A 16758-nucleotide genomic window follows, 5' to 3' on the forward strand; every position below is an offset into this window, starting at 1 on the left:
CAAGACGGTGTGTGAAAATTATTTGATATTGCTTATGGAATGGTTTTTATCCTAATTCCCTTGGTATGACTTGTGAATTCTGGTGCATACATGCTTTCGATAGTTGAAATTCCATTAGAGAAATTCCCAGTGTTATTTACTCGAATGTCATATTCCAATACATAAGTCCCTTTGTTTATTCGGTCAAAAAAGAAATGGGTTGCCGCGTCTTTTGTGCTTTTATAAAAACCCAAACCGCCTTTGTATTCATAGCTCGAAAGTACGTCTACGGGTTCAAAACAAGAAGCACGCATGTCTTTTAAGTGAATAAATTCCATATCCTCTTTGGTTGAAATAATTAAACGAACGGTAATCAAATCGCCTATTTTTAAATTATTCTTGGACGTTATTTTTTGTAATTCAGAACCTTTGTCAGTATTTTTCTTGATGTATAATTCTTTTGCAATAGACAAATTAGTTCCCGAATTGTTTTTTATTTTGTCCAAATCTTCAAAATATTGCCAGTAAACGCCTCCATATCCAGGAACTTTTGATTTGTTGGTAATGTTTATTGTAGCCATATCTTTTTTGATTTCATCAGCTTTCCAGTTGAGTTTGATGTAGCCTGTTTCGGCTTCTTTTTCATTTTCGGACAGTTTTTTGCTTACTATTTTCTGCTCTCCAATTTGGAAAGTTGTGTTGTCTTTTACGCTCAGCCAATCAGAACCCTGCATCAGTAAGGCATATACTGCTTCGGTGGTGGCTTTTGTTGTGGGCCAATTTTTGGTTTGTTTGTTCTTGATTAACCAAACTTTCATTGCATCAACGGCTTTCGTATCATTGTTTATTTCTGCGAAAGCTTCGATCAATAAAGCTTGGGTTTCAATTGGAGCTTGATACCAATACCAGCCAGCTTTGTTGGCAATCCAATACATGCCCCAATCTTCGTTGTTGGAAGCCGTTTCTTTTAGACTTTCAAGAATTTTTCGGGAAGCCGTTGTTTCTCCAAAACGATTCAATATCAAAGCAGTCATCCCTTTTTCATACAATGAATAATTTAGCCAATTCTCCTTGGCAGTTTCTAAATAGCGTTTGGTTACTTTCTTTAAAGTGTCGGAAAGCGGGTAATCTTTCAAGTAAAAACTGCGGGTATAGAGATAATGCAAATCCGAATTTGGATTTATCCAAATTAATTTGTCAGTTGCTTTCAGGTTTTTGGTTCTTGCGTTATGATATTCCAAAAATTTTCTATCGATAAACGGAATTCCTTTTTTGGAAATTTCATCTATTTTTTCAATAGTTGCATCATTAGCATTTAATTTTGCCAGATGCCCTAATCCAGCCAAAATATGTCGGGTGATGTATTCGTTTTCATCGTTTCCGTCAAACCAGGCAAAACCTCCGGAAGGTTTTTGTTTTTGTTTTAATTTGTCAAAAGTTGTCTGTTGCGAAGTTTTCATTTTTTCCAAATCAAAAAGCAAGGCAAGATTTTTTTTCTTTTTGTCTTCATTTTGGACATCATTTAGCCAAGGCGTTTCAGCAAGAATAATTGATTTCAATTCCTCGTTTTCTTCCAGTTTGGAATTCAGTTTTCCGTTTTTTCTCCAAGTTTCAAAAACAGTTGCAATTTTTGGATTGCTATTAATGATTTCAGTAGCCAATGCATTGGCATAATAGCGCGCAAAAGTCTGTTCAGCACATTCGTGTTCATATTCCATTAAATAAGGAAGTGATTGAATCGCGAACCACGAAGGATTTGAGGTGTATTCCAGCGTAAATTGATGGTTTCTTAAAGTGACAGAATTATTGTTTTTTAAATTCTCAAAAGTGTATTCTTTCTTCGAATTTTCCTGTACCCAAATAGGAATGCTTTCGGTAACCAGCATATTGTTTGTAAGCACAGGCAAAATATTTTCTTCCCCATCTGAAAAATTACCAGTTTTTGCCAAAATTTTATATTGAACGCCTTGTATGCCTTCGGGAATAGCAATTGTCCAATTGGCAGTTGTATTTCCAAAAGAAGCAATAGTAAAGTTTTTGACGTTTTTTGCATTCTCCATTTTGATATCTATTGGCTGCATAGTGGTTGCGTCAAAAAGCTGTAAAACGGTAATTCCAGTTTTCGCTTCATTGGTCATATTCGAGATTTTGGCGCTGATAACAATGGTGTCTTTTTCTCTAAAAAATCGTGGAAAGTTTGGCATGAGCATTAATTCTTTTTGAGTAATAACACTTTTTTCAAGATAACCTGTTACGGCATCTTTGTTATGCGCCAATAAACGAAGTTTCCAAGCCGTCAGGGCTTCAGGTGAAGTAAAACCAAAACTCACTTTTCCTTTGACATCTGTTTTTAAATTCGGGAAAAAGAAAGCAGTTTCAGATAGATTTTTTCTGGCTTTTACTTGGGTTAAGGCTTCCAGTGCTTTTTTCGTTGTGATGATGATTACGCCGTTTGCTCCTTTGCTTCCGTATATAGCAGTCGCTTTTCCGTCTTTTAAAGCATCTATTGAAAGAATGTCTGATGAATTTATATTTTTAAGAGCTTCTTCAGAGGCAATTTCTCCATCAATGACATATAATGGTGTTGCTCCGCTTATGGAAGCATTACCTCTAATTGATACATTCATAACCGCTCCAGTGAGAGAGGCTTTTTTCATTGAGCCATATCCAACTACTACAACTTCTTCTGCTTTTGCTAATACAGGTTTTACAAATTGAACTTGGTCAACTCTAGGTGCGGGTGCATTTCCTACTTCTTCTACAGTTATTGGTGCATCAGCATCTCCTTTTATCGTTTCAGAACCAATTTTTTTATCTTTTATGTCAACAATAGACATCCCATCTCCATAAGTTGAGTTATTAATATCAAAACCAAACCACTTCAAGTTTGTTTCTTCTATTTGAAGTTGTAATGGATTTAATTCTAAATTTAAATTTTGGAGATCGGTGTATGTTCTTTCAAATCCTAAACCTGTTCTGAAATACACATTATTGTTATTATATTCATTAAAGTTTAATGCTCCCCATGCCGTTTTGGAAAATTGATCTAAAGAACTATCATACATGGATGCTAAAATTTCAGCTTCCGATTTGGTGTTGTGTGCATTCAATTTGAATGACCAATTTTCATTGCTTCCCGGTTGTATTTTATTTCTAAAACTTTCTACCAAAAATTCCATCTTGGGTTCATTATATTTTAATAATACTTCTAATTGATCATTGAAAGTTTGATTTTCGAAAACACTTTCAAAACCAATTCGCAATGACTTTTCGAATTCTTTTTGGAGCGGAATTGTAATGGTTGCTTGATGGTTTTCTAAAACAATATTTTTTTCATAAAAAGTATGGTTTTCATAATTGGCAATAGTATGGATATGCAATGTATCCAAAGTTGAACTAAGCTGCACGGTTACAAAACCATCTTTCTTTGGGTCTTTATTGATTTGCTCAATAGTGAATAATTTATTTGGACTGAATTTGTTTTTGCTTTGTATGATTGAGAAATTAGAAACAGTTTCAATAGGATTTTCAAAACTGTCTTTTGCAGAAAATACAGTTTTATAATTTCCAGATTGATAATCTGTGATGAAATCGAGAGCGATATTTTTGTCCTTTTCGGTGTCCACTTTTTTAGAAAAGACTAAAGTTTCAGTTGACTTTTTGGAAGTTTCATTGTTGTTAATTTCGTAAGGAAATAATTTTTCAAAATCCGAATCCGAAATGGTGTTGATTTCAGGTTGTTGAAAAACTCTGGATTTGAATTTATTTGGGAACGGACTTACAAAATACAATTTGATTTCGCCTTTTATGGCTTTAAATTCTCCATTTAGATTTGTGCTGTTCAGAGTGATTTCGTTTTTGTTTTTCGTCTCAATGCTGTTTGGAACAGAAGCATTCAGTACCAAATCGTGATAACCCACTTTGATAATGGTTACCGCAGTATGTGTTTCTCCATTGATGTCAGTAACGCTTGCGTTTATTCGATAATTGAAAACAGGAAGCTGTTCTTTACTTGCGTTTTTAGACGGTTGCGCAATGAAATCAATAATAAATTTCCCAGAAGCATCTGTTTTAGTTTCACTGCTCACTATAATTTCTTCTGGCTCGTTACTGTAATACCTGAACGAGTTCATAAAACGGGTTATGGTGTACGTTACTTTTGCATCCGAAATATTGCTTTCAGCAAATGCTTTGGCAGTTCCTTTTACAGTAACAGATTGATTTACCTGAAAGCTTTCTTTTTTAGGCTCAAAAGTTACTTCAAACTTCGGGCGCTTGTATTCTTCCACTTTGAAATAAATGGATGAGTTTTGAAAATCTACATCTTCCCAAAATGGATGCCCGCCTTTTGCTTTATCATAAGAAGCATCTTTCTTAATGTCATTGGGTTCATTTGCGACAATTCTAAAATCTCCTGTTAAATCCGTTTTGGGTAAAACAAATTCCCCAGAAAAAGAACCAAACTCATTAGTAGTAACATCAAATTCTTTAAAATTGGTATAATTAGGATCTTGAATGGTTATCTTGAAAGAAGTATTTGAAACAATGCTTGATTTATTTTTCTTTTTTTGAATAGCAATTCCTTTGTAATAAACGGTTTGGCCTGGGCGATAAATGGCTCGGTCTAAGTAGAATTCCACTTTGCCTTCAAAGTTTTCGTCTTCGTCTTTTTCAGAATAATCAATGCCGTATGCAACGTAGTTTTTGTTAATTAAAATAGTGTCGTTAGCAGTGGTTAATAGAATTGGGAAATTATTGTAATAGCGGTTAGTACCCTCTTTTGGTTTATAGGTTGCGAATCCGTCAGCATTGGTTTTTATGTCGAAATAGCTTGATTTTAAAGAGACATCTTTCATCGGTTTGCCTGTTTTTCTGTCCAGAACAGTGTAGTATTCGATGCCAGCTTTTGAATTTGCCAAAACCGAAATATTTGATACCGTGATAGTTTCGTATCCAAATCCTTTTTTGTCTTTGGAATCTGTTTCGCTCTCAAAATAAACGAGATAACTTCCTGTTTCAAGCTGTGGCAAAAGGACTTCGGTGGTGTATTCAAAATAATCCTTTTTATCTACAAGCTGGTAATTTTTAGTGATTAATGGTTTTTTGTTAGTTATGATTAAGGTAGCCAAACTGTCGATTTTGTTTGGTATGTTGTGAAATTCGGCAATTTTGCTGTAGTTTATTTTAAAAAAAGAAATCGCAACATTGTTTGTGTTTTTATATCGAATAAAAGCTCTGGCGTTTTGTTTATTGTAAATGTATTTTTGAAGCTCAGCCTGAATGGTTTTTGAAAGCAGTTCTTCTTTTTTTTGAACAGCCAGTTTGTAGGCGTTCGAATTATTGTTAATTGCTAGAATACTTTCTAATTCAGAAATTGCTTTGGCGTTGTAATCAGGATGCATTTCTTTAGAAGCTAATCTGGCGTAAATATTTGCTTTTCCTAATTGAATTTTTTGCAGTTGAATCGGCTCTTTTGTTTCTTTTTCTAATAAAATTAAAGCACTCAATAACTCTTCATCTGATTTTAAAAGATATTGAGAACAAAATAAAATGCGTTCCAATTGATTTTCAAAAGTAGGAGTATCAACTTCTAGCTTTTGATATAAAGAAAGTACTTTTTTTAGATTGTCATTTTTGATGAAATCAAGGATTAATTTTGTAAAAACTGCTGTATTGCCCAAAAGTGCATTTGTATGCGCTTTAAATTCTTTAGGCTCTAATTCCCATTCATTTATTTTTGCTTTATAAAAAGCAATATTTTCTTTTAGCAAATAATCAAACAGATTTTCTTTTTTGAATTTTTCTAAAGTAAAAAAATCAAAAATAGCTTCATAATTAGTTAAAGGAGTTGTTTTTAAAATAGCTTCATTTTCAAGTGTTTTTTCGAATATTTTGAGAATATCCTGCTCGGTATATCTACCTGCTACTGATGCTGTATCCTTGACAACAGCAGTGTTTTTATTTTCGACTGTGAGGGCTATTGTATCTGCAGCTACAACAGCAACGTCGTCATAATTTTCATTGTAATCACTTAAACATTTCCCATAAACCAAATTCAAAATTGCCTGCGACGGAATACTAACTTGTTTGATTTGGGCTTTTAGATTATTTAAAATTTTGGTTTGTGCGTTTTCATCGACTACTTGTAAATACTTCGAGGAATAGAAAAAGCATTTGATGATTTGAACCTCTTCTTTTTTTGAAACGGCCTTTTTATAGATTTTGGCAACAATTTCATTGGCTGTTTTTATTTTGCCTTCATTTTCGTTCTTGACAACTTTGTTCCAATCCTTTTCATATTGTTGTGCAAATAAGGAAGTCGATATAAAAAGAAGAGCTAAATAAATATTTTTCATGAGGGATTTTATCTAAATGATTTTCGTACAAATTACTGTTTTTTTGATTAAAACCAAATGATTATTTTTTCAATATCTTTGAGACTTCAAGCTTTTGTTTTTCTAATCAGAGCGATGAAATTTTCTATCTGACAAAAACAATTTTTAGTAATCTGTAAATGAATAATATGAATCCTAAAGTTGATTTTTATTTTGCTAAATCCGAAAAATGGCAGTCCGCATTGGAACAGTTAAGAAAGATTGCTCTGAACTGTCAGCTGACCGAAGAATTAAAATGGGGCAGTCCTTGTTATACATTTCAGGGAAACAATATCGTTTTAATCCATGAGTTTAAAGACTACTGTGCTTTTTTGTTTTTCAAAGGAGCTTTGTTAAGTAATGCTGATGGTATTTTAATTCAACAATCGAAAAATGTGCAGGCAGCCCGCCAGATTCGGTTTACAGATGTTCAGCAAATAGTAGAGCAGGAAGCTATTTTGAAAGCTCATATTTATGAAGCGATTGAAGTAGAAAAAGCCGGTTTGGAAGTGAAATTCAAAAAAACTGAAGAATTTCCAGTCGCCGAAGAGTTTCAAAAGAAATTGGAAGAATTCCCCAGCTTGAAAACGGCATTTGAAGCTTTGACGCCAGGACGCCAAAAAGCCTATTTACTGCATTTTTCGGCACCCAAACAGTCCAAAACCAGAGAATCAAGAGTTGAAAAATATATGCCACAAATTCTTATTGGCAAAGGATTAAATGATTTGTAAAGAGAAGAAGAAGAATGAAATTGAATTAAACTTTTGAAAGGAAATGTCTGAAATATTTAAAAATCACCTGAAAAAATTTATTGAAATAAACGAAGAAGAGTTTTCGGGTATTTTATCTTTTTTTAAAATAATAAAGGTTAAGAAAAAAGAAAATCTGCTTGTACAGGGACAAATTTGCAAATCACATTATTTTGTATTGAATGGTTGTCTTCGGAAGTTTTTTATCAACGAAAAAGGGATAGAGCTCACCACAGAATTTGCTATAGAAAATTGGTGGATGACAGATAATTTTGCATACGAGCGAGGCTTGTCAACGGATTTTTATATTCAGGCAGTAGAAAATTCAGAAATTTTAGTGATCGATAGCGAGGCACAGGAAAAACTATTGGTTGGATTTCCTAAAATGGAACGCTATTTTAGATTTGTCTATCAGCGCGCTTATGCGGCTACTCAGGTGAGGCTGAAATATCTGTATGATTTTTCTAAAGAAGAATTCTACGATCATTTGCGTAATTCATATCCTGAATTTGTGCAGCGGATTCCGCAATATTTAATCGCGTCTTTTTTAGGTTTTACGCCAGAATATTTAAGCGAAATCAGAAATAAAAAGCGTTCTTAAACTGGTTTAAGTTTTTTCCATTATCTATTTCAGAAATTTGTCATGTTAATTTAAAACAAATAATAAAAATGGAAAAGAGAATAGACATCAATGAAATAGAACCTCAGGCTTATAAAGCGATGTATGCTTTGGAAGGTTATTTGGCAACCACCCAATTGTCGAAAACAAATAAGGAATTAATAAAAATTAGAGCTTCCCAAATCAATGGCTGCGCTTTTTGTCTTGACATGCACACCAAAGATGCGCTAAAATATGGAGAAACCACCCAACGTATTTTTTTGCTGAATGCTTGGCGCGAAACCAGCTTATTTACTGAGGAAGAAAAAGTGATTTTGGCCATTACTGAAGAAATTACTTTGATTCACAATCATGGTTTATCTGATGAAACGTATAAAAAAGCAGAACAGTTTTTTGACAAAAATACCATTGCCCAGATTATAATGGCAGTTGTAACTATAAATGCTTGGAATAGAATTGCAGTAAGCACACAGTTGGAACCTGCTAAATAAAACGGTCGTTTATAATTAAAGTGATAGAAAAGTGCAAAAGCCAAGAGTTTTTGCGCTTTTTTATGATTAATTGGAGTTCAATTATTGTTGTTGTTTTCTTTTTTTTGGATGATGGCAAAAAAGCTAATTCTCTCCCTTTAGCCCCGATAGAAGTGAAAATCCTTATGTGTCTCGTTTTTTCTGCGAGACACATAAGATTGTAACGGATAGCGGGACGATACTTGCTGAAAATACCTAATTTTTCTGCTCCAAAAAATGATAATCGAATTCAGGTTATTAAAGCCAATAGTCCGCAGAATTTATTGTCGTAAAAAATTTAATTTCATTCCTATTTTTAAGTTAAAAGACTTCTATTCTTTTAGAAATTCTTTATTTTTGGAGGATGAAACAACTGCTAAGCTTCTTTTTGTCATTCCCGCTATTATTGTTTTCTCAATCTTTTGAAAAAGGAGAAAAATTATTTCTTGACAAGAAATACGATCAAGCGCAGCCTATTTTGGAAAACTATTTAAAAAGCAACCCCAATCATCTCAAAACAATAGAATATTTAGGCGATATTGCAGGGCAGAATAAGTCTTGGGATAAAGCGATTACCTATTATAAGAAACTGAAAACGTTAAAACCTGTCGAAGCGAACTACTATTATAAGTACGGAGGTGCTTTGGGGATGAAAGCTTCGGAAGTGAGTAAAATGAAAGCTTTGGGAATGATTGGCGAAGTGCGGTCTTCCTTTGAAAAAGCAATTGCTTTAAATCCTAAACACATCGAAGCCAGATGGGCACTGATTGAATTGAATCTGCAATTGCCCGGGATAGTTGGAGGAAGTGAGTCCAAAGCCATCAAATATTCTGGTGAATTAAGGGAGTTGTCGCCCGTTGACGGGTATTTATCTCGAGGACATATCGAAGAATATTTTAATAGAAATACTGAGGCAGAAGTGCAATATAAAAGGGCTGTTTTAATAGGAGGCTCGAAGATTTGTTATCAGGCATTGGCAGATTTTTATAAAAATAAAATGAAACAACCTGACAAAGCCAATAAAGTCTGGGAGGAGTATAAAAATAAAAAACAATAAAATAATCGAAGTATCGATTACAGATAAGCAATAACAACATTAGATGAAAACACATTTCATTGCCATAGGCGGAAGCGCGATGCACAACTTAGCATTGGCATTACATAACAAAGGATATCAGGTTACGGGAAGTGACGATGCGATTTTTGAACCATCCAAATCACGTTTGGAAAAAAAAGGAATTCTGCCTGCAGAGTTGGGTTGGTTTCCTGAGAAAATAACAACAGATATTGAAGCCATAATCCTTGGAATGCACGCTAAAGCCGATAATCCTGAACTTTTGAAAGCGCAGGAATTGGGACTCAAAATTTATTCGTATCCAGAGTTTTTATACGAGCAATCCAAAAATAAAACGCGTGTTGTCATTGGGGGTTCTCACGGAAAAACAACCATAACTTCGATGATTTTGCACGTAATGCATTATCATAATATTGAAGTGGATTATATGGTTGGAGCGCAATTGGAAGGTTTTGACACGATGGTGCATCTTACCGAAGAAAATGATTTTATGGTTTTGGAAGGTGATGAGTATTTGTCTTCGCCAATAGACAGAAGACCGAAATTTCATTTGTACCAGCCTAATATCGCATTGATTTCTGGAATTGCATGGGATCATATCAATGTTTTTCCAACCTATGATTTTTATGTAGAGCAGTTTGAAATTTTTATTGATAAAATTACAAATGGCGGCATTTTGGTTTACAACGAAGACGATTCCGAAGTAAAGCGTGTTGCCGAAAAAGCAGTTAATCCTATTCGAAAAATATCTTATACGACACCAAAATACGAGGTAAAAGACGGTGTTACACTTTTGGAAACTCCCGAAGGATCTATGCCTATTGAAGTTTTCGGTGCGCATAATTTAAATAATTTGGCGGGAGCCAAATGGATTTGCCAAAATATGGGAGTGGATGAAGCTGATTTCTATGAAGCGATTGCGAGTTTCAAAGGGGCATCCAAACGTCTAGAAAAAATCGCTGAAAGTAAAACTAAAGTAGCCTACAAAGATTTTGCCCATTCGCCTAGTAAAGTTGCTGCAACGACCAAAGCAGTAAAAGAGCAATATCCAAACCGTACCGTAGTGGCTTGTTTGGAACTGCATACTTACAGCAGTTTGAATGCCGAGTTCTTGAAAGAATACGAAGGCGCACTAGAATATGCAGATGTTGCTGTTGTTTTTTACTCGCCGGATGCTGTAAAAATAAAGCAATTGGAAGAAGTGACCTATGAACAAATTGCGAAAGCTTTCAATAGAAAAGATTTAATTATTTACACGAATCCTACAGCTTTCAAAGAGTATTTATTTAACCTGAATCTGGAAAATTCAGCCCTGTTATTGATGAGTTCAGGGAATTATGGCGGATTGAATTTTGATGAGGTAAAGGGGTTAATAGCTTAGAAAATTTTATTAATAATGTAAAATGTGCCAATTGCAATTTTGTGATCGGCGCATTTTTATTTTACATATTTAAAGTGTCCCACAATTTTATAGCTAAACAAGCAATCTTCCAAAACTTGGCCGTGTCCAACATTATGAACAATAAGATTTCGCTCCCCGTCGTATGATTTTTTGTTCGTGATGATGCCAATGTGGGGTAACTTTTCGTTAATTATCCAAGTTACTATTTCTCCGGTTTCATAATCGTTTGCATTTTTTGTAACGAGTAATTTTGTTCCTTTTCTTTCAAAGAATGCTTCCAAATTTGGGACTCTACGATGATCAATATTCGTGTCCGTTCTTGTCATTCCCCACTTTTTTAAATTTGGATATTTAGAGAAATTGGCTTTCATATCTTCGTGAACCTCTTTTTGCAAATCAATGCCAAGTTTTCGATAAGCCCGTATCACTACATCGGTGCAAACGCCTTTGTTTTTTGGAACATCTCCATTTGGATACTTTATGGAAATATAGGTCGGATCATAATTTATGGAAGGATCAATTATGGAGATTGCCGCTCTGGATAATTTTTCTTCAAAAGTTGTAGCTACTGCTTCAGTATTGGTTGTCTGAATTTTATTTTTTTCTTTTTGGCTACAGCCTAAAAATAATACTATGGTTAATAATATGACTAATGATTTCATGTTTTGTTTTAAAATTACTCATTATAAAAGTAAGAATAAGTTTTATTGTATGATTTTTCTCTTTTTTTAATATATTAGCCAAACTAAGTTGATAGACGTATGAACTCAAAATTAAAAGTTGTAAAAACAACCAGCGAAAATCCTGATTTTGTGTCTTTGATAAAGACCTTTGATAATTATTTGTGGGAACGTTATCCGGAATTGAAAACCAATTATTGGGGGAACAATATCATAGAGTTGAATAGGAATGTAATAGTAATTTATTTGAATGAAAAACCTGTTGCTTGTGGTTGTTTTAAGAAATATGATAAGAATACCATCGAGATAAAACGCATGTTTGTTTCTCCCGAAGCACGTGGATTGGGTTTGGCTCAAAGAGTACTGAAAGAATTGGAGTTTTGGGCAAAAGAATTCGACTATTCGGTTTCGGTTTTAGAAACATTGTATAAACAGCAAGAAGCAATTAGCTTGTATCAAAAAGTGGGGTATGCAATTGTTGATAATTATGGGCCTTATGTAGGTTTGGATAAAAGTGTTTGCATGAAAAAAGAAATAGGAGTATTTGAGGATAAGTAGAATTGTATGAAATGGTATAAATTTAAATCTTTATGAAATTATGATCTTGCACGATTCTAAGTCTCCTTTGCGGGAACAAGAAGCATTTCCAATCACGAGTTGGGCTGAAGATGACAAACCTCGTGAAAAATTAATGCTCAAAGGCAAAAGCGTTCTGAGTGATGCCGAATTAATTGCAATATTGATTGGTTCGGGAAACCGAAACGAATCGGCGGTGGATTTAAGTAAACGAATTTTGGCCAGTGTCGATCATAATTTGAATGCTTTGGGAAAATTGTCAATTGCCCAGTTAATGACTTTTAATGGTATTGGCGAAGCCAAAGCAATTTCAATAATTGCAGCGATGGAGTTGGGGAGGAGAAGACGAGGTGAAGATGCTGTTGAGCTGACAAAAATCACGTCCAGTAAAGCAGTTTTTGAAGTCATGCAGCCTATAATTGGAGAATTACCGCACGAAGAATTTTGGGTTTTGTTTTTAAATAATTCTAATAAAATACTTTTCAAATCACAGTTGAGCAAAGGCGGCATGACAGGGACAATGGTTGATGTCCGAATTGTTTTTAAAATAGCATTTGAGCAAAATGCGACAGCAATTATTTTGGCACACAATCATCCTTCCGGAAAATTACAGGCCAGTGAAGCTGATATTCAAATAACAAAAAAGATAAAAAACGCAGGACAGCAATTAGATATTCCTGTTTTAGATCATATAATTATCACGGAAACTGGTTATTACAGTTTTGCTGATGAAGGAATATTTTAAAAAATTTGCTCAGATAAGACATTTGACTTATATTTACAGTCAAATGTCTTTTTTATGGAAGCAATAAAATTAAAATCAGGAGAAGCTATTGATAAAGCCGTTAGGGTTTTGGTAAATAGGGTAGAACAGGAGAGAGGATATAAGATTTTGAATAAGAATATCACTTATGAAGAGTTTCTGAAAAACAGAATGCTGATTGTTCATGCTATTCGCGAAGGAATTCCCTATGAACTTTTTAATTTGATAAAGGAAATAACGCCTTTCAATGAAGAGGATTGGGCTTCTTTTTTGGGAATTTCTACAAAATCACTGCAACGAAATAAAATCAAAGAGGATTTTATTTTCAAACCTTTACAATCCGAAAAAATATTAGAATTGGCTGAGGTAACTTCATTGGGAAATGCTGTTTTTGATACCGAAGCACAATTTTATATGTGGCTGAAAATGCCTTCGTTTGCACTTGGAAATTTACAGCCTATAGAATTGCTTAGAGATTCTTATGGAAAAGAAATGGTAGTCAATGAGTTGAATAAAATTGATCAGGGAATTTTTGTTTAATGAAAGTTTTCCGATTAACACCCAAAAAATACCCCATTGAGTTATCAGGAAAGGGTGCGTCAATTTCTGGTGCCCGCTGGAATTCAAAAGGAACAGAGATTATTTATTGCGCTCATAGCAGGGCATTGGCAATGGCCGAAGTTTTGGTTCATCTTTCATTGGCGACATTACCAAGCGATTTTATGATGCTGACAATTGATATTCCGGATGATATTTCTGTAGAAGTTTTAGATACCAATAAATTATCTATCGATTGGAATGTTTTTCCTTGTACCTTTGAGACACCGCTTTTGGGAGACGATTTCATCAGGAGAAATGAAGCCTGTGTTTTGAAAGTTCCGTCGGCGGTAGTGAAAGGAGATTTTAATTTTTTGATTAATCCGTATCATGCCGATTTTTATAAAATCAGAATTACAGAACAAATTGATTTTCCTTTCGATAAACGAATTTTTAAATAATTGCATTACATGGTATCTTCTAAAATAACCGATATTTTTTTTGATTTAGATCATACGCTTTGGGATTTCGATGTTAATTCTGAGCTGGCTTTTGAAACTATTTTCAAGAAAGATCACCCCACAATTGAAATTACCAATTTTATAGAAAAATATATTCCTATCAATCAGGCCTGTTGGAAATTGTATCAGTACGATAAAATAACACATGCTGAATTACGTTATAATCGTCTTAAACATACTTTTGATGCATTAGAATATTTTGTTTCCGATGCTCAAATTGAAAGTATCGCGCATGATTATATTCAGCTTTTGCCCGAAAACAACCATTTGTTCGACGGAACGATTGAAGTGCTGGAATATCTGGAAAAAAAGTATAAATTGCACATTATTACCAACGGTTTTGCAGATGTGCAATACAAGAAAATAAAAAATTCTAATATTGCGGGGTTTTTCAAGACAATTACAAACTCGGAAATGGCAGGTGTTAAGAAACCCAATCCTATTATTTTTGAGCATGCCCTTAATTTGGCGAAAGCCAAAAAAGAAAACAGTCTCATGATTGGGGATTGTATGGAAGCTGATGTGCAGGGTGCATTAAATGCAGGATTGGATGCTATTTTTTTTAATGACAAAAACATTGAAGTAGAACAAGATATTAAGCAAGTAAAACATTTATTAGAACTAAAAAAATATTTATAAATCATGAAATCAAAATTTCTATACCTATTATTGCTTGTTTCAAGCTTTGGATTTTCTCAATCAATTAATGATTATACAGGAGTGATTATTCCTTTGAAATATGATTTCCTTAAGTCTGAGAACCAATACCGTCTTGCTACCCTAACCAAGGTTAATTTAAAAAAAGCTGGTTTTGAAGCTTTTTATGCGAATGAAACCTTCCCTGGTGGATACAATGACAGATGCAGTTTGTTAAATGTGGATGTAATAAGAGATAATGCATTTTTAGTAACGAAACTTTACGTTGTTTTTAAGGATTGCAGCGGTAAAGAAATTTTCAAATCTCAAGTTGGGAAAAGTAAAGAGAAAGATTATGAAGCAGCCTATTCCGAAGCATTAAATATGGCATTTGAATCAGTATATGCATTGCATTATAAATATGATGGCACACCGGCTGTAAATAATACAAACACAGGAATGGCTATTCCAGCTACTCCACAAGTAGCTCCAGTAATAACAACGGCAGTAACCGTTGCTGCTGTAGCCGTAAATGTGCCTAATAATAGTGCAGAGCCAGATGGAGCGGTTTTATTTGCACAGCCTATCAAAAATGGATTTCAATTAATAGACAGCACTCCAAAAGTGGTTATGAAAGTATATAAAACCACAAATCCTTCTATTTATTTAGCATCTAAAGGCGATATACAAGGAACTTTGGTTCTAAAAGATAATCAATGGTATTTTGAATATTATGAAAAAGATACTTTAATGTMAGAAATAATTAAAGTGAAGTTTTAATCCTTAAGGTTTAATTGCTCGAAGTTTTGCTTCAGAAATTGAAAATTGTTTCCATAATATAATACCTCGGTGGTTCTGCTCCGAGGTTTTTTTTATTATGTAATGAAAACTCTATAATCTACAATTTCAATACCCGTATTTATCTTTCCACCTGTTTTTCAGGAATTCTCGAGTAGTATTTTCTCTGGAATTCGCGCCTGGAATATAAATTGGGGTATTGCTTAGTGCTTCTGGCAAAAACTCCTGTTCAGCAAAATTGTTGGCATAATCATGAGAATATTTATAATCCTCACCATATCCTAACTCTTTCATTAATTTGGTTGGAGCATTGCGCAAATGGATTGGTACTGGTAAATCTCCAGTCTGTTTTACTAATTGCTGTGCTGTACCGATTGCCAAATAAGAAGCATTGCTTTTAGGTGAAGTTGCGAGATAAATAGCGCATTGACTCAAAATAATTCGGCTTTCCGGATAACCAATTGTTGACACCGCCTGAAAAGCATTATTAGCCATAATAAAAGCAGTTGGATTAGCATTGCCAATATCTTCGCTGGATAAAATCAGCATCCTTCGAGCAATAAATTTCACATCTTCACCGCCTTCAATCATTCTGGCTAGCCAATAAACAGCTCCGTTAGGATCACTGCCTCGAATCGATTTTATAAAAGCCGAAACAATGTCATAATGCTGTTCGCCGGTTTTGTCATATAAAACCGTATTTTGCTGCACTAATTCGAAAACACGATCATTAGTGATCGAAATTTCGTCTTCTGCAGAAGCATTTATGACTAGTTCAAAAATATTTAATAGTTTGCGTCCGTCGCCGCCAGAAAGACGCAAAAGCGCCTCTGTTTCTTGCAGTTTTATTTTTTTGGAAGCCAAATAACTGTCGGCTGTCATTGCTCTTTGCAATAAATGTTCTAAATCTGCCTTGGTGAAAGCATTCAAAACGTAGACCTGACAACGGGACAATAAAGCGGGTATCACTTCAAAACTCGGATTTTCGGTTGTAGCACCTATGAGGGTAATCCATCCTTTTTCAACAGCTGCCAATAAAGAGTCTTGCTGCGATTTACTAAAACGATGAATCTCATCAATAAATAAAATAGGATTTTTGGCAGTAAATAATCCGCCGCTTTGTTTTGCTTTTTCAATTACATCCCGAATATCCTTAACTCCTGAATTAATAGCGCTTAATATATAAAAAGGACGATTAGACTCTTGAGCAATGATTTGTGCCAAAGTCGTTTTTCCCGTTCCTGGAGGCCCCCAAAATATTAAGGATGGAATAATTCCTTTAGAAATTTGTTGCGTCAGCGAACCATTGGAACCCACCAAATGGGACTGGCTAATATAGTCTTCTAGTTTTTGCGGACGTATGCGTTCTGCTAGTGGTGTTTCCATGTCGTAAAATTACACAATTTTCAGTTTTTATGAGTATATTTTTCAGGAGCTGTTCCTGCTGTCCACTATATCTTTTGTGCCTCGCAGAAAAACGAGACACAAAAGGATGCCGTTTCCATCAGGGCTAGGGTATTTGTTTTCATAACAGAATTAT

Annotated in this window: 14 protein-coding genes; 11 read left to right on the plus strand and 3 right to left on the minus strand. The window is 34.3% G+C overall.

The window, feature by feature from the left end; genetic code table 11:
• Window positions 1-32: 32 nt before the first annotated feature.
• Window positions 33-6335 (minus strand): alpha-2-macroglobulin family protein, encoded by a 6303-nt coding sequence (locus AC1DVP_RS09080; RefSeq protein WP_477183180.1) that lies wholly within the window; start codon window positions 6333-6335, stop codon window positions 33-35.
• 167 nt (window positions 6336-6502) lie between these two features.
• Here AC1DVP_RS09080 and AC1DVP_RS09085 point away from each other — a divergent pair, with 167 nt between their 5' ends.
• The 5 genes from AC1DVP_RS09085 to AC1DVP_RS09105 all read left to right on the plus strand — a co-directional run bounded on the left by AC1DVP_RS09085 (window position 6503) and on the right by AC1DVP_RS09105 (window position 10686).
• A complete protein-coding gene (locus AC1DVP_RS09085) occupies window positions 6503-7084 on the plus strand; it encodes a YdeI/OmpD-associated family protein (RefSeq protein WP_477183181.1) in 582 nt (193 codons plus the stop codon).
• Window positions 7085-7127: 43 nt separating this feature from the next.
• A complete protein-coding gene (locus tag AC1DVP_RS09090; RefSeq protein WP_477183182.1) occupies window positions 7128-7703 on the plus strand; it encodes a Crp/Fnr family transcriptional regulator in 576 nt (191 codons plus the stop codon).
• Window positions 7704-7771: 68 nt separating this feature from the next.
• Window positions 7772-8212 (plus strand): carboxymuconolactone decarboxylase family protein, encoded by a 441-nt coding sequence (locus AC1DVP_RS09095; protein WP_477183183.1) that lies wholly within the window; start codon window positions 7772-7774, stop codon window positions 8210-8212.
• 382 nt (window positions 8213-8594) lie between these two features.
• Window positions 8595-9287: a tetratricopeptide repeat protein gene (locus AC1DVP_RS09100; RefSeq protein ID WP_477183184.1), complete on the plus strand. Its 693-nt coding sequence runs from the start codon at window positions 8595-8597 to the stop codon at window positions 9285-9287.
• A 43-nt stretch (window positions 9288-9330) separates the two neighbouring features.
• The gene (locus AC1DVP_RS09105; RefSeq protein ID WP_477183185.1) at window positions 9331-10686 is read left to right on the plus strand and encodes a UDP-N-acetylmuramate--L-alanine ligase; all 1356 of its coding nucleotides are present in this window, start codon (window positions 9331-9333) and stop codon (window positions 10684-10686) included.
• A gap of 56 nt (window positions 10687-10742) precedes the next feature.
• On the opposite strand, the gene AC1DVP_RS09110 is transcribed toward AC1DVP_RS09105, so the two are convergent.
• Window positions 10743-11369, minus strand: coding sequence for a DUF1287 domain-containing protein (locus AC1DVP_RS09110; RefSeq protein WP_477183186.1), 627 nt, complete (start codon window positions 11367-11369; stop codon window positions 10743-10745).
• 99 nt (window positions 11370-11468) lie between these two features.
• Between AC1DVP_RS09110 and AC1DVP_RS09115 the strand changes: the two genes are divergently transcribed.
• From AC1DVP_RS09115 to AC1DVP_RS09140, 6 genes are read left to right on the plus strand one after another with little or no spacing between them, the layout of a single operon-like run.
• A complete protein-coding gene (locus tag AC1DVP_RS09115; protein ID WP_477183187.1) occupies window positions 11469-11945 on the plus strand; it encodes a GNAT family N-acetyltransferase in 477 nt (158 codons plus the stop codon).
• Window positions 11946-11985: 40 nt separating this feature from the next.
• A complete protein-coding gene (gene radC / locus AC1DVP_RS09120) occupies window positions 11986-12708 on the plus strand; it encodes a RadC family protein (protein ID WP_477183188.1) in 723 nt (240 codons plus the stop codon).
• Window positions 12709-12762: 54 nt separating this feature from the next.
• Window positions 12763-13266 carry a type II RES/Xre toxin-antitoxin system antitoxin gene (gene parS, locus AC1DVP_RS09125; RefSeq protein ID WP_477183189.1) on the plus strand — a complete coding sequence of 168 codons (504 nt, stop codon included), beginning with the start codon at window positions 12763-12765 and terminating at the stop codon, window positions 13264-13266.
• Window positions 13266-13724 (plus strand): RES family NAD+ phosphorylase, encoded by a 459-nt coding sequence (locus tag AC1DVP_RS09130; RefSeq protein WP_477183190.1) that lies wholly within the window; start codon window positions 13266-13268, stop codon window positions 13722-13724. Before parS ends, AC1DVP_RS09130 begins: the two co-directional genes overlap by 1 nt.
• A gap of 9 nt (window positions 13725-13733) precedes the next feature.
• A complete protein-coding gene (locus AC1DVP_RS09135; protein ID WP_477183191.1) occupies window positions 13734-14423 on the plus strand; it encodes a YjjG family noncanonical pyrimidine nucleotidase in 690 nt (229 codons plus the stop codon).
• A 3-nt stretch (window positions 14424-14426) separates the two neighbouring features.
• Complete coding sequence (locus tag AC1DVP_RS09140; RefSeq protein WP_477183192.1) at window positions 14427-15200, plus strand: hypothetical protein; 774 nt, start codon at window positions 14427-14429, stop codon at window positions 15198-15200.
• Between the two features lie 126 nt (window positions 15201-15326).
• Here AC1DVP_RS09140 and AC1DVP_RS09145 read toward each other — a convergent pair whose 3' ends face one another.
• Complete coding sequence (locus AC1DVP_RS09145) at window positions 15327-16604, minus strand: replication-associated recombination protein A (RefSeq protein ID WP_477183193.1); 1278 nt, start codon at window positions 16602-16604, stop codon at window positions 15327-15329.
• Between the last annotated feature and the right edge of the window lie 154 nt (window positions 16605-16758).

It is taken from the genome of Flavobacterium sp. P3_A6, from assembly GCF_056403035.1.